Raw genomic sequence first — 13,369 nt, 5'->3', positions numbered from 1 at the left:
ATTATGTCGTGGTTCAGCAGAAAGAAACCCGCCGCCTCCCAAGCAACGCCCGCCGCCGACCCTCCGGCGACAGCGCCCCCTGCACCGGCCTCGCGCTCGATCATGGCGCGCATGAACGAGCACCTGCTCAACCAGGTGAGCACGCCGTCATCCGACAGCACGGCGGCGCTCAATAGCCAGATCGTGCAGGCGGTGCAGTTCACTAACGCGCAGAACTTTGCCTATGCGCCGGCGCAGATCGCGGTGCCGGCCGACATGATGATCAGCCAGGCGGCCGGGCTGGTGGCGCAAGCGGCGGCGGGGTACTTCGACGGGGTCAGCAAGATCGCCCTGGCGGCCCAGGCCGTGCTGCTCCAGCAAATGACCGAGAACATCGTCAAGGACAACCTGCCGGCCGCTGCCGAAGACGCCTTGGGCGCCTTGGCCACCGACCTGCTGGTAGGCGCCGCTGCCGCCGTGGCTGCCGCTGCCGGTGCGATGGAAGCCGAAGCCGCCAGCGTGGCCATCGACAAGATCGACCAGAGCATCGCCAAGTACGCCGACACCTTGGCCAACCGGGCCGCGCCAGCGGCTTGAACCGAGCACAGCGCTTCGGCGTTCTGCTGGGGCGGTGCAACAGCAACTTGAAAGCAACTTTTCTTGAGTGAGGAGCGACATCATGGACGTTGGAGATCTTATTTTTTCGGTGAAGCAAGAAGATGACAGTACGACGCGGGCTTTCATCAAAGCCGGTCAGTTGGTCAAAGCCAAGGTGTTCTCACAGGACACGACGTATCTGAATGTGGTCCACCCGGCAATTGCGGTGAGCAAGACCATGGTGATCGAAAGCGTCGGCACTGGCCTGGCGTTGACTGACGTGAGCCTGGAAAAACCCCCTCGCACCGCCATGGTCTTTTCCTGCCGTGACACTGAGCTGGGGTTTGCGGCGGCGCTGGCGGCCAAGCAGTTTTATTTCGACAAGCTCGGCGATGAAATCGACGGCAGTTATAGCGCGTGGAACGCGATGCTTTCTGCATTCAAGAACTGGAAGGCCAACGACACCCTGCAGGCTCGGATCAATGAGTCGATAGCGATAGGCAGCGGTTCCTTTTGCTCACAATTCGCGGCCAACGCTTATGAGGTCGGCAACCTCTACAACGCGGCCAATCTGGTTCCGCCACCGCCGGCCATCTTCAGTCGGCAACCCTCAGCGATGACACCGGCAGAGCTCGCGACGTTCTGTGCTGCGTCGCCGCGTTTTTTCTTTGCCGGTTTCTGGGAAGACGGCAGAGAGGTGCGGCTTTAGCGGCCCTTTGGCAGGCGACGTAAAACCCAAGGAGATCGACATGGCACCCCCTTCCACACCCTCGGTCCTGTCTGCCGATGACCGCCAGCGGCTCGAAGCGATGCTGCGCAACCCGCAGATCTTCGCCGGAACGCCCCAGGCCATCGTCGACGAAACCCTCAAGCGCGCTACCGAAGTGCTTGCGCAATCGAAGGCCAACGAACAAGCGCTCAAGACCGCTGCCCTGCAACGTGAAGCGGCCCTGCGCCAGGTGTTGGACGGCGCAGCTCCCGACCAGGATGCGCAACGCAAGAAAGTGCAGGCACTGATCCAAGGGTTGATCGTCCAGATTGAAGCGGCGCTGGGCCCCACTGCAAAACCTTGACCCTGCGTTTCACAGCGCCTGTGCCGCAACGTTCATTGATGAACACGGAATGCACCGTGTACTAAATAAGGAAATTGATCATGCCATTAGTCAACGAGCAAATTACCGACGCGGTCACCCAGACCAACGTCAAAGTGGTGGCCGAATCGCCAGCGATGGCGATGAGCACTATCTATCAATCCATGGCGCAGGCCACGGCGATTCTGTTCCAGAACGCGGTGTCGGCCCAGCAGCAGCAAAACACCCTGGCCCAGGCGGCCACCAACCAGGGCGTGATGCAGATCTACAGCGTCGATACCACCGCAGGTGCGGCGGCCACCGAGAAAGTCGCCCAGGGCGGCGTGTCGGATAACCTCACCAGCCTGTTGACCGTGCTCAAGTCGTTCCAGCCTTAAGCACTGAGCAATAACGGATGTTGTTCTTTCTCAACCCAGGAGTTTCAACCATGAGTACAGTCAGCCCGCAAATCACCGATGCCGTCACTCAGACCAACGTCAAGGTGGTTGCCGAATCACCCGCGATGGCCATGAGCACCATCTACCAGTCCATGGGCCAGGCCACGGCCATTCTGTTCCAGAACTCGGTCTCGGCCCAACAGCAACAAAACACCCTGGCTCAGGCGGCCACCAACCAGGGCGTGATGCAGATCTACAGTGTCGACACCACCGCTGGCGCCGCCGCCACCGAAAAAGTCGCCCAGGGCGGCGTGGCCGACAACTTGACCAGCCTGTTGGCCGTGCTCAAGTCGTTCCAACCTTAAACTGCAGAGCCCCCAGCAGCCCCGGCGCCCACAAGGCTCCGGGGCTGTTGTCGTGTGTGCGTTTGATCCGAAAGATGAATCGGATGTGCCATATTCGTTCTTTTTTTCGAACATCCTATTGCCCTGTACCCCCATTGATCCTAGGATTCGTTTGAGATTTCAAACGCTCTGTCTCCCGTGCGCTCTTTCATTTCTTCTGCGCGCTGGGGCTGATTTCCCTGACGGCAGCCCACAAGGCGCCTTTCAACAACTCTAATTCGCTCCGCGTGCGCGCGGTGCTGTTAAGGAAAGCCGACATGCAGCTTAAAGACACCCAGTTGTTCCGCCAGCAAGCCTTTATCGATGGCGCTTGGGTCGATGCGGACAATGGTCAAACCATCAAGGTCAACAACCCGGCCACGGGCGAGATTCTCGGCACCGTGCCGAAGATGGGCGCCGCGGAAACCCGCCGCGCCATCGAAGCCGCCGACAAGGCCCTGCCAGCCTGGCGTGCACTCACCGCCAAGGAGCGCGCCAACAAGCTGCGCCGCTGGTTCGAACTGCTGATCGAAAACCAGGACGACCTCGGCCGCCTGATGACCCTCGAACAAGGCAAGCCGCTGGCCGAGGCCAAGGGCGAAATCGTCTACGCCGCTTCCTTTATCGAGTGGTTCGCCGAAGAAGCCAAGCGCATCTATGGCGACGTGATCCCCGGCCACCAGCCCGACAAGCGCCTGATCGTGATCAAGCAGCCCATCGGCGTGACCGCAGCCATCACCCCGTGGAACTTCCCGGCGGCGATGATCACCCGCAAAGCCGGCCCGGCCCTGGCTGCCGGTTGCACCATGGTGATCAAGCCGGCCTCGCAAACCCCGTTCTCGGCCCTGGCCCTGGTTGAGCTGGCGCACCGCGCCGGTATCCCCAAAGGCGTGCTCAGCGTAGTCACCGGCAGTGCTGGCGACATCGGCGGCGAGCTGACCAGCAACCCCATTGTGCGTAAATTGTCCTTCACCGGCTCGACCGAAATTGGTCGCCAGCTGATGGCCGAATGCGCCAAGGACATCAAGAAAGTCTCCCTGGAGCTGGGCGGTAACGCACCGTTCATCGTGTTCGACGACGCTGACCTGGATAAGGCCGTCGAAGGCGCGATCATCTCCAAGTACCGCAACAACGGCCAGACCTGCGTCTGCGCCAACCGCCTGTACATCCAGGATTCGGTGTACGACGCCTTCGCTGAAAAGCTCAAGGTGGCGGTGACCAAATTGAAGATCGGTAACGGTCTGGAAGACGGCACCACCACCGGCCCGCTGATCGACGAAAAAGCCGTGGCCAAGGTGCAGGAACATATCGCTGATGCCCTGAGCAAAGGCGCCAAGTTGTTGGCCGGTGGCAAGGTGATGGAAGGCAACTTCTTCGAACCGACCATCCTGGTCGACGTGCCGAAAAACGCCGCCGTCGCCAAGGAAGAAACCTTCGGCCCGCTGGCGCCACTGTTCCGCTTCAAAGACGAAGCCGAAGTGATCGCCATGTCCAACGACACCGAGTTCGGCCTGGCTTCCTACTTCTACGCCCGCGACCTGGGCCGTGTGTTCCGTGTGGCCGAGGCCCTGGAATACGGTATGGTCGGCGTCAACACCGGGTTGATCTCCAACGAAGTGGCGCCGTTCGGCGGCATCAAGGCCTCCGGCCTGGGCCGTGAAGGCTCCAAGTACGGGATCGAGGACTACCTGGAAATCAAATACCTCTGCCTGGGTATCTAAGGCACGGGATTGCAGTAAACGCAGAGGGCACGAGAGCGCTGCCCCTTTGCGTGTTTCACATGGTTATTCGCAGTGGCCGGGAAAGCTGTGGCAGTCGATCATCGCATGCTGCCGTAGTTGCCTCCCCGCCACCTATCCTTGAGCCACGCCGCCCGATGAGCGGCGAATGAGGACTTTATGAGCAAGACCAACGCATCCCTGATGAAACGCCGCGAAGCCGCTGTACCGCGCGGTGTTGGCCAGATTCACCCGATCTTCGCTGACTCCGCGAAGAACGCCACCGTGACCGACGTTGAAGGTCGCGAGTTCATCGACTTCGCCGGCGGTATCGCCGTGCTGAACACCGGCCACGTGCACCCGAAAATCATCGCGGCCGTGACCGAGCAACTCAACAAGCTGACCCACACCTGCTTCCAGGTATTGGCCTACGAGCCCTACGTAGAAGTGTGCGAAAAAGTCGCCGCCAAGGTGCCGGGTGATTTCGCCAAGAAAACCCTGCTGGTCACCACCGGTTCCGAAGCGGTGGAGAACGCCGTGAAGATCGCCCGCGCCGCCACCGGCCGTGCCGGTGTGATCGCCTTCACCGGCGCCTACCACGGCCGCACCATGATGACCCTGGGCCTCACCGGTAAGGTCGTGCCTTACTCGGCCGGCATGGGCTTGATGCCGGGCGGCGTGTTCCGTGCGCTGTACCCCAACGAACTGCACGGTGTGAGCGTCGACGACTCCATCGCCAGCATCGAGCGCATCTTCAAGAACGACGCCGAGCCGCGTGATATCGCCGCCATCATCATCGAGCCGGTACAGGGCGAGGGCGGTTTCTACGTCGCGCCGAAAGCCTTCATGAAGCGCCTGCGCGAACTGTGCGACAAGCACGGCATCCTGTTGATCGCCGACGAAGTGCAAACCGGTGCCGGCCGTACCGGTACCTTCTTCGCCATGGAACAGATGGGCGTTGCCGCCGACCTGACCACCTTCGCCAAATCCATCGCGGGCGGCTTCCCGCTGGCCGGTGTGTGCGGCAAGGCCGAGTACATGGACGCCATCGCTCCAGGCGGCCTGGGCGGCACCTATGCCGGTAGCCCGATTGCCTGCGCAGCAGCCCTGGCCGTGATGGAAGTGTTCGAAGAAGAGCACCTGCTGGACCGCTGCAAGGCCGTGGGCGAGCGCCTGGTGACTGGTCTCAAGGCCATCCAGGCCAAGTACCCGGTGATCGGCGAAGTGCGTGCCCTGGGCGCGATGATCGCGGTCGAGCTGTTTGAAGACGGCGACACCCACAAGCCAAACGCTGCCGCCGTTGCCTCCGTGGTAGCCAAGGCACGTGACAAGGGCCTGATCCTGCTGTCCTGCGGTACCTACGGCAACGTATTGCGCGTACTGGTGCCCCTGACCTCGCCGGACGAGCAGTTGGACAAAGGCCTGGCGATCATCGAAGAGTGTTTCTCCGAACTCTGACCAACCTTAGTCACTGTGGCGAGGGAGCTTGCTCCCGCTGGGGCGCGAAGCGGCCCCGCTCTTTGATTTGGGACTGCTGCGCAGTCCAGCGGGAGCAAGCTCCCTCGCCACAGGTTACAGCCCGTACAAAAAAACCGCTTCGGCGGTTTTTTTGTGCCTGCTTCATTGTACGCACGCGCCTGCATTGTCTAAGGTGCAAGCATTGCCGATGGAGCGTGCTGGATGACTGCTGTTGATTTACCCGCTGTACCCCGAGTGTTAATCGCCGAAGCAGACCCTTGGTCGCGGGACCTGCTCAAGCAAGTGCTGTTGAATGTGCGCTGTGACGCACGGCTGGATGTGTGCGCCGATGGGCAGCACGCCGCTACGCTGTTGGGAGAAAAAACCTATGACCTGATCCTGGCGGATTGGGAGCTGCCGGGCGTGGATGGCCTGAGCCTGCTGCGCAGCGTGCGCCAGAAGCGCCGTTCGCTGCCGTTTATCTTGCTGAGCAGTCGCAACGACAGCGCCAGCGTGCGCGAAGCCTTGCCCCTGGCGCCCACCGCCTACCTGACCCGCCCGCTGAACATGGAAAGCCTGACCCAGCGCTTGCAAGACCTGCTGCTCAACGAAGGCGAAAGCGTGTACTGCGAAATCCCACCGCTGGCGCCGGGTATGACCTTGCCAGCCTTCCTGGAGCGGCGCCGGGAGGTCTGCGATGGGGCGCCGTTACGTGTGGATGTGAAAGCCGCCGTGCAACGCAGCCTGGGGCCCGAAGGCCTGGACCTCAAGCAGTTGGAAGACCAGGTGCACAGCGACCCGCAAATCACCGCCGTACTGATCGCCGCCGCTAACAGCGCCGGCTACCACGGCACGCCAGTGCAGACCCTGTCAGAGGCCCTGCATAAGTTGGTGCCCGGCCAGAGCATGAACCTCATCCTGGGCCTGGCGCTCAAGCACAACGTGGTGTTGGGCGACCCTGGGCTGGTGGCCTACGCCGAGCGGCACTGGCAATTGTCCCAGGACAGCGCCGACTACGCCCGGCGCCTGGCGCGCATGCTGGAGCTCGACCACCAGCGCTGCTACAGCGCCTGCATCCTGCATCGCTTGGGCGACCTGGCCTTGTTGCGCTGCCTGGAAGACTGGCGCCAGGGCGGCGGCGCCCTGGATGATGAAGCCATCGGCGAATCCCTCGACGCCTTTGGCGCCGCCTACGGTTCGGCGTTGCGCACGCGTTGGCGCTTGCCGCTGGAGTTGCGGCAGTTGATCGCAGGGATCTATTCACTGGAAGGCGGGGTGTATTCGCGCGAAGCCCTGGTGGTGAACCTGGCGGTGCAAATGGCGCGGCTGACCGAGCACGAAGGGCTGGAAGAACTGGCGGGCAGCAAGACGGCGCGGCTGCTCAAGGTCGGCTTGTCGGAACTGACCCGAGTGCGCAAAACCTGAAACACACACCGAACGCATGTAGGAGCGAGCTTGCTCGCGAAAAACGTCAACGATGACGCGGGCTTCCTGGATAAACGCGGCGCCTGTGAGTTTTTCGCGAGCAAGCTCGCTCCTACAAAAAGGCATAAATGCCAAGCGGTGTTACCCGGCGATAACACGGTTCTTGCCTTGGCGCTTGGCCTCGTACATTGCCGCATCCGCTCGCGCAAACAGGCTGTCGAGGGTGGAGTCATCTTCGCGCAGGCCGGCCAGGCCTTGGCTGACGGTCACATTGAATTCATGCCCTTCGTAGCTGAACACCAATGCCTGGATTTCCTTGCCCAACCGCTCGGCAACCTGCAGGGCCATCTCCGGTGGGCAACCCGGCAGCACAGCAGCAAATTCTTCGCCACCAACGCGCCCGAACAGGTCGCCACGGCGCAATACCCCGCGACCACTCTCAGCGATGCGCCGCAGCACCTGGTCGCCCTCCAGGTGGCCGTAGGTGTCGTTGATGTCTTTGAAATCATCGATGTCCAGCAACAGGAACGCCAGCGGCGTGCCCTGCGCGCAGGCATTGTCGAACGCCTGGTTGGCGAGTTCGAAGAAGTGTCGGCGGTTGCTGCTTTGGGTCAGTACGTCGGTGGTGGCGAGGCGATGCAGTTCCAGCTCAAGTTGCTTCTTTTCGGTGATGTCTTCGGCGATGCCCACCACGATCAGCGCTTCACCGGGCACCACCTGCTGGTTGATGTAGCACTTGTCGCTCAACCAGCGGATCTGCCCGTCAGCGGTGATGATGCGGTACTCGCGGTCCTCCACGGCGCCCTGTTCCAGCACACGGGCCAGGCTGTGTTCGGCGTAGTCGAGGTCTTCGGGGTGGACGCTGTTGCGCCATTCGCGGTGGTCGGCCAGCAGCAGGCCGGCGGAGCGGCCAAACAGGCGCTCGTACGCCGGGCTCACATACAGCACGCGGCGTGTTTCCCAGTCGATGGCCCAGAGCACGGCGTTCACGCTGACCAGCAGGGAACTGAGCAGTTGCTCACGCTCACTCAGCCGCTCGACTTCACCTTGAGCATGCATGAGCGCCAACAGGGTCGCCGCCGCGGCCGGGCGCGGCGGCTCTGCGGTGGGCACATCGGGCAGGCTGGGCTTTTCGTGAACCATCGGTACAACTCTCTCTGGGCGCGCCGCAGGTGCAAAAGCGGTCACTACAAGGGGTCACCATGATGGCGAAGTGTTCTTTGAGAGAGGGGAATTGCGGTGAAGTTCCGTGAACGGCGTGGATTGACGGTGCCCGGAAAATGACGCCAAAAAGCCAGTGCGTGGGAGGGTGAACCCTCCCACGGCGCCCTCACGCTGCTGTAGGACGCAACGAGTAAGTCTTCAGTTGGTGGGCAAAATCGCGCAGGGATTGGATGCCACTGGCCTCGGCTTCATGCACCCATTCCTTGATCGCCGCCAGCATGTCGTGGCCGTTGGAACTGGTCTTGAGCCAGATCTGCTGCAGCGCCAGGCGCTTCTCGTAGATCACCGTGAGGGCATGGCTGTGTTCCAGCATGCTCTGGATGCGCAAGTGGTGGCGGTCTTCCAGCAGGCTGGTTTCCCGCGACAGCAGGCGCTTGGCGCGGTGGAACTGGTGGCGCACCGAATGATCGACCTTCTCCAGCTCCTGCTTGACCAACGGGCCAATCACCAACTTGCGGTATTGGGCCATGATCTGGAAGCGGTTGTTGAGGATCGCCATGGCGGTGTCCATGTCCAGGCTGCCCTTGCCTTCGACGCGGTGGGCGATGGGCGCTACACGCTGCACCTTGGCCAGGCGCAAGAAGCTGAACACCTTGATCCAGGCCCAGCCCAGGTCGAACTCCCACTTCTTCACCGACAGCTTGGCCGAATTGGGGTAGGTGTGGTGGTTGTTGTGCAGCTCTTCGCCGCCGACGATGATGCCCCACGGCACCAGGTTGGTGGCGGCGTCACGGCATTCGAAGTTGCGATAGCCCACGGCATGCCCCAGGCCGTTGATGACGCCGGCGGCCCAGAACGGGATCCACATCATCTGGATCGCCCAGATGGTGATACCGATGGTGCCGAACAGCAGCAGGTCGATCACGCCCATGAGCGCCACGCCCAGCAGCGGGAAGCGGGTGTAGAGCTTGCGCTCGATCCAGTCGTCCGGGCAGTTTTTGCCGTAGATACGCAGGGTCTCGGGGTTTTCCGCCTCGGCGCGGTACAGCTCGGCACCTTTGCGCAGCACGGTGGACAAGCCCTTGATCACCGGGCTGTGCGGGTCATCTACGGTTTCGCATTTGGCGTGGTGCTTGCGGTGGATGGCGGTCCACTCGCGGGTGTTCTGCGCCGTGGTCAGCCACAGCCAGAAGCGGAAGAAGTGTTTAAGGCCGGCATTGAGCTCGAGCGAGCGATGGGCCGAATAACGGTGCAGATAGACAGTGACCCCAATAATGGTCACGTGGGTCATCAACAGCGTGACTGCCACCAGTTGCCAGGCGGACAGATCAAGAAAACCGTTGTACCACATAGGCTGTATGGCCCTCAGATAAAGAAAAAAACAGCACCCGCATTATCACTTCCTTTGCAGATAAAACCAGTCACCGTTTCAGATAAGACTTACAAAGTGTTTCCTACTCTATAATCCTGATCCTTTGTAGGGCGATTCTGGTTATTTAGTAAGGATTACTAAGCATATGCTGTTTTCATACCGAGGTGCCCTACGTGCGGGGTTGGTGTACCTGCTGGTTTCTATCGTTTGGCTCCAGCTCAGCAATTACCTATTAATCAACTTTATCGATGAACCTTGGGCTCTGGGGCGCTGGCTGCAGGCGCGCGGTTATGTGTGGGTCAGCCTCAGCGCCTTGCTCATTTACTGGATAGGCCGGCGTTTTGCCCGTGCCCATGCGTTGCAACAACCCCTGAAAGAGAACCGCGAGCGCCTGCGCCAGGCCGCTGCGGTGTTCGATTGCACCCGCGAAGGGGTGCTGGTCACCGATACCCAGGGGCTGATCGTGCACGTCAACCGCGCGTTTATGGAGATCACCGGCTACCAGCGCGACGACGTGATGGGCCAACGGCCAAGCCTGTTCAAGTCCGGGCGCCACTCGGCGCATTTCTACCAGCAAATGTTCCAGGCCCTGGAAAGCACCGGCGAATGGAGCGGGGAAATCTGGAACCGCCGTAAAAGCGGCGAGGTTTACCCCCAGTGGCAAACCATACGGGTGATTCACGACGACCAGGGCCAGGTCAGCCACTACGTGGCGGTGTTTTCGGACATCAGCGCCATGAAGAACTCCGAGCACGAATTGGCGCACCTGGCCCATCACGACCCGCTCACCGACCTGCCCAACCGCCTGCTGTTCACCGATCGCGCCGAGCAGGCCCTGGCTTCCGCGCAGGTGCATAAGCGTGGCTGCGCTCTGCTGTTGATGGACCTGGACCACTTCAAGATCATCAACGACAGCCTCGGCCATAACGTTGGCGATCAGTTGCTCAAACTGGTGGCCGAACGCCTCAGCGGCCTGTTTGGGCCGGGGGTTACCCTGGCGCGCCTGGGGGGGGACGAATTTGCCGTGCTGGCAGAAAGCTGCCCGCAGGTGGTGCAAGCGGCGGCCTTGGCGCAGCGCATGCTCAACGCCATGAAGGATCCGTTCATTTTTGACGGCAACCAGCTGTTTATCAGCGCCAGTATCGGTATCAGCCTGTTCCCCAGTGACGCCCTGAGCGCCGAGCAACTGCTGCGTAACGCCGATTCCGCGTTGTTCAAGGCCAAGAGCGCCGGGCGCGAAGGCTACGCGTTGTATACCGAAGAACTGACCGCCCACGCCCAGCATCGGGTGGAAATCGCTGGCGAGCTGCGTCGCGCCCTCGACCAACATGAGCTGCGCGTCTATTACCAGCCGGTGCACGACCTGCACGACAGCCGTTTGGTCGGCGTTGAAGCACTGGTGCGCTGGCAGCACCCGGAACGCGGCCTGGTACCCCCGGGCGAGTTCATCCCCATCGCCGAGCGCACCGGGTTGATTGCCGAGATCGATGCGTGGGTGATGGACCAGGCCTGCCGCCAGATGTGCCAATGGCTGGCCGACGGCGCGCCGCTGAGCTTTATCGCAATCAATGTCTCCAGCCGCCTGTTTGCCCGACGCGAGTTGTATGAGCAAGTGGCCCAAGTGCTGCACACCACTGGGCTGGACCCGGCCTTCCTGGAGCTGGAAGTCACTGAGAGCGCAGTGATGGACGACCCGGAAGTCGCACTGGAGCAACTGCACCGCCTGCGCGAACTGGGCCTGCGCCTGGCGATCGACGACTTTGGCACCGGCTATTCCTCGTTGTTGCGCCTCAAACGCCTGCCGGTGCAGAAGCTCAAGATCGACCAGGGCTTTGTGGCGGGCTTGCCGTGGGACGAAGACGACGCCGCGATTGTGCGCGTGGTGATCGCCCTGGCCAAAAGCATGGGCATGCAGGTGCACGCCGAAGGGATCGAGCAGGTGGAACAGGCGCGGTTCCTGCTGGATCAGGAATGCGACATGGGCCAGGGGTACTGGTTTGGACGGCCGATGCCGGCTGATGAAATCGACTGGACCCGAGCCCCTCTGATTCGTCAGGACTGACTCGGCCAATGTGGGAGCCGGGCTTGCCCGCGAAGGCGGCGTGTCAGTCACTGTATCTGTAACTGCACCACCGCTTTCGCAGGCAAGCCAGCTCCCACAGGGGTTCTGCGGCGCCTGTGTGTGAGCGTTTTTTCTGCCGAAACCCTTGCAACCCCATGCCCTATCAGAAAATTCTTTCTGGTTATATAAACATTCTTAAATAGTATTTTTAAGAATATCCGCGCTTATCTACTATCGCCCTCACGCCGCAAGCAGTGCCGCCACTGCCAGGCACTACTCATTTTCAGGAGCGAGACCATGAGCGCATCTCTACGTAGCGTTGACGGCCAGGACGAAGCAGCCATTTTGCGTGAAATCCAGAGCGCCCTGCGCGATCTGCGGTTTGGCGCGGTGGAAATCACCGTACACAACGCCCAAGTGGTACAGATCGAACGCAAGGAAAAATTCCGTCTGCAGAACCCCGGTAACAAACCGAGCTGAGCAAGAACGGCGATAGACCCGCAATTACAAGAAAAGCCAACACTCAAGAATTTCAGGAGCTTCTATGTCGTCGATTCGCCGTTATGCCTTGGCCGCATTGGCCAGTGCCGTGTTTGCCGGTTCCGCCGTTGCCAAGGACTACGAGTTGCTCAACGTCTCGTACGACCCCACCCGTGAGCTGTACCAGGATTACAACGCTGAGTTCACCAGCTTCTGGAAACAGTCCCACCCCGGCGACAACGTGAAGATCCAGCAGTCCCACGGTGGCTCGGGCAAGCAAGCACGCGCAGTGATTGACGGCCTGCGCGCCGACGTAGTGACCCTGGCCCTGGCCGGTGACATTGATGAAGTCGCCAAGCTGGGCAAGACCCTGCCGGAGAACTGGCAGACCCGCCTGCCGGACGCCAGCACGCCCTACACCTCCACCATTGTGTTCCTGGTGCGCAAGGGCAATCCCAAGGGCATCAAGGACTGGGGCGACCTGATCAAGAAAGACGTTTCAGTGATCACGCCCAACCCGAAAACCTCCGGCGGTGCACGCTGGAACTTCCTCGCCGCCTGGGCCTACGGCCTCAAGGCAGGCGGCAGCGAAGCCAAGGCCCAGGAATACGTCAAAGAGCTGTTCAAGCACGTGCCGATACTGGACACCGGCGCACGCGGTTCTACCATTACCTTCGTCAACAACGGCCAGGGTGACGTGCTGCTGGCGTGGGAAAACGAGGCGTTCCTGGCCTTGAAGGAAGACGGCGGCGCCGACAAGTTCGACATCGTCGTGCCGTCCCTGTCGATCCTGGCAGAACCGCCTGTGGCCGTGGTCGACAAGAACGCCGAGAAAAAGGGCAACACCGAGATCGCCACGGCGTACCTCAACCACCTGTACAGCCCGGCGGGCCAGGAGATTGCGGCGAAGAACTTCTACCGTCCACGGGATGAAAAAGTCGCCGCCAAATACGCCCAGCAGTTCCCGAAACTGGACCTGGTGACTATCGACAAAGACTTCGGCGGCTGGAAAACTGCCCAACCGAAATTCTTCAATGATGGTGGTGTGTTCGACCAGATCTACACGGCGCAATAATCAACACCGACTATTGCGCGGGGCTTGTTGTGGCGAGGGAGCTTGCTCCCGCTGGAGTGCGAAGCACTCCCAAAACCGGTACTCACGGTACATCGTGGTTGCCTGGTTCTGGGGCCGCTTCGCAGCCCAGCGGGAGCAAGCTCCCTCGCCACAGTGGGCCGTACGCATATCCGTTCCGCTAACCAAGG

At 61.2% G+C, this 13,369-nt stretch carries 13 protein-coding genes; 11 read left to right on the top strand and 2 right to left on the bottom strand.

What is annotated here, in order from left to right:
- Positions 1 to 3 precede the first annotated feature (3 nt).
- From OC445_RS09050 to OC445_RS09015, 8 genes are all read left to right on the top strand, one after another.
- Positions 4 to 576: a hypothetical protein gene (locus tag OC445_RS09050; protein WP_197884097.1), complete on the top strand. Its 573-nt coding sequence runs from the start codon at positions 4 to 6 to the stop codon at positions 574 to 576.
- 82 nt (positions 577 to 658) lie between these two features.
- Positions 659 to 1,285 (top strand): hypothetical protein, encoded by a 627-nt coding sequence (locus OC445_RS09045; RefSeq protein WP_198790421.1) that lies wholly within the window; start codon positions 659 to 661, stop codon positions 1,283 to 1,285.
- Positions 1,286 to 1,325: 40 nt separating this feature from the next.
- A complete protein-coding gene (locus tag OC445_RS09040) occupies positions 1,326 to 1,649 on the top strand; it encodes a hypothetical protein (protein ID WP_198790422.1) in 324 nt (107 codons plus the stop codon).
- Between the two features lie 80 nt (positions 1,650 to 1,729).
- Entirely contained in the window at positions 1,730 to 2,044 is a 315-nt protein-coding gene (locus OC445_RS09035) for a RebB family R body protein (protein WP_003187550.1), read from the top strand.
- Between the two features lie 50 nt (positions 2,045 to 2,094).
- Positions 2,095 to 2,409, top strand: a complete 315-nt coding sequence (locus tag OC445_RS09030; RefSeq protein ID WP_003187551.1) for a RebB family R body protein — start codon at positions 2,095 to 2,097, stop codon at positions 2,407 to 2,409.
- A gap of 296 nt (positions 2,410 to 2,705) precedes the next feature.
- On the top strand, positions 2,706 to 4,148 hold the full coding sequence (gene gabD / locus OC445_RS09025; RefSeq protein WP_003187552.1) for an NADP-dependent succinate-semialdehyde dehydrogenase: 1,443 nt from the start codon (positions 2,706 to 2,708) through the stop codon (positions 4,146 to 4,148).
- A 177-nt stretch (positions 4,149 to 4,325) separates the two neighbouring features.
- A complete protein-coding gene (gene gabT, locus OC445_RS09020) occupies positions 4,326 to 5,603 on the top strand; it encodes a 4-aminobutyrate--2-oxoglutarate transaminase (RefSeq protein ID WP_014716416.1) in 1,278 nt (425 codons plus the stop codon).
- Positions 5,604 to 5,825: 222 nt separating this feature from the next.
- Entirely contained in the window at positions 5,826 to 7,028 is a 1,203-nt protein-coding gene (locus OC445_RS09015) for an HDOD domain-containing protein (protein WP_198790423.1), read from the top strand.
- A gap of 141 nt (positions 7,029 to 7,169) precedes the next feature.
- Here the strand turns inward: OC445_RS09015 and OC445_RS09010 are convergent, their stop codons facing one another.
- Both OC445_RS09010 and desA read right to left on the bottom strand, forming a co-directional pair.
- A complete protein-coding gene (locus OC445_RS09010) occupies positions 7,170 to 8,171 on the bottom strand; it encodes a GGDEF domain-containing protein (RefSeq protein WP_032894198.1) in 1,002 nt (333 codons plus the stop codon).
- A 187-nt stretch (positions 8,172 to 8,358) separates the two neighbouring features.
- Positions 8,359 to 9,543, bottom strand: a complete 1,185-nt coding sequence (desA, locus tag OC445_RS09005) for a delta-9 fatty acid desaturase DesA (protein ID WP_198790424.1) — start codon at positions 9,541 to 9,543, stop codon at positions 8,359 to 8,361.
- 166 nt (positions 9,544 to 9,709) lie between these two features.
- Here desA and dibA point away from each other — a divergent pair, with 166 nt between their 5' ends.
- The 3 genes from dibA to OC445_RS08990 all read left to right on the top strand — a co-directional run bounded on the left by dibA (position 9,710) and on the right by OC445_RS08990 (position 13,181).
- Complete coding sequence (gene dibA / locus OC445_RS09000) at positions 9,710 to 11,626, top strand: phosphodiesterase DibA (protein WP_198790425.1); 1,917 nt, start codon at positions 9,710 to 9,712, stop codon at positions 11,624 to 11,626.
- A 297-nt stretch (positions 11,627 to 11,923) separates the two neighbouring features.
- Positions 11,924 to 12,106 carry a sulfur starvation response protein OscA gene (gene oscA / locus OC445_RS08995; RefSeq protein WP_003170956.1) on the top strand — a complete coding sequence of 61 codons (183 nt, stop codon included), beginning with the start codon at positions 11,924 to 11,926 and terminating at the stop codon, positions 12,104 to 12,106.
- Positions 12,107 to 12,170: 64 nt separating this feature from the next.
- Positions 12,171 to 13,181: a sulfate ABC transporter substrate-binding protein gene (locus tag OC445_RS08990; RefSeq protein ID WP_014716420.1), complete on the top strand. Its 1,011-nt coding sequence runs from the start codon at positions 12,171 to 12,173 to the stop codon at positions 13,179 to 13,181.
- The last annotated feature ends 188 nt before the right edge of the window (positions 13,182 to 13,369 follow it).

The sequence above is a fragment of the Pseudomonas sp. Pse35 genome (genome assembly GCF_024519715.1).
GTDB classification, from domain to species: Bacteria; Pseudomonadota; Gammaproteobacteria; order Pseudomonadales; family Pseudomonadaceae; genus Aquipseudomonas; species Aquipseudomonas paracarnis.
The sequence above is the reverse complement of the archived record's forward strand: the minus strand, read 5'-3'. Positions and strand labels throughout refer to the sequence as shown.

Coding starts and splice junctions, on each gene's coding strand:
- OC445_RS09010 (WP_032894198.1), bottom strand. CDS start 8,171: ATGGTTCACGAAAAGCCCAGCCTGCCCGATGTGCCCACCGCAGAGCCG.
- gabT (WP_014716416.1), top strand. CDS start 4,326: ATGAGCAAGACCAACGCATCCCTGATGAAACGCCGCGAAGCCGCTGTA.
- OC445_RS09035 (WP_003187550.1), top strand. CDS start 1,730: ATGCCATTAGTCAACGAGCAAATTACCGACGCGGTCACCCAGACCAAC.
- OC445_RS08990 (WP_014716420.1), top strand. CDS start 12,171: ATGTCGTCGATTCGCCGTTATGCCTTGGCCGCATTGGCCAGTGCCGTG.
- dibA (WP_198790425.1), top strand. CDS start 9,710: ATGCTGTTTTCATACCGAGGTGCCCTACGTGCGGGGTTGGTGTACCTG.
- oscA (WP_003170956.1), top strand. CDS start 11,924: ATGAGCGCATCTCTACGTAGCGTTGACGGCCAGGACGAAGCAGCCATT.
- desA (WP_198790424.1), bottom strand. CDS start 9,543: ATGTGGTACAACGGTTTTCTTGATCTGTCCGCCTGGCAACTGGTGGCA.
- OC445_RS09050 (WP_197884097.1), top strand. CDS start 4: ATGTCGTGGTTCAGCAGAAAGAAACCCGCCGCCTCCCAAGCAACGCCC.
- OC445_RS09015 (WP_198790423.1), top strand. CDS start 5,826: ATGACTGCTGTTGATTTACCCGCTGTACCCCGAGTGTTAATCGCCGAA.
- OC445_RS09030 (WP_003187551.1), top strand. CDS start 2,095: ATGAGTACAGTCAGCCCGCAAATCACCGATGCCGTCACTCAGACCAAC.
- OC445_RS09045 (WP_198790421.1), top strand. CDS start 659: ATGGACGTTGGAGATCTTATTTTTTCGGTGAAGCAAGAAGATGACAGT.
- gabD (WP_003187552.1), top strand. CDS start 2,706: ATGCAGCTTAAAGACACCCAGTTGTTCCGCCAGCAAGCCTTTATCGAT.
- OC445_RS09040 (WP_198790422.1), top strand. CDS start 1,326: ATGGCACCCCCTTCCACACCCTCGGTCCTGTCTGCCGATGACCGCCAG.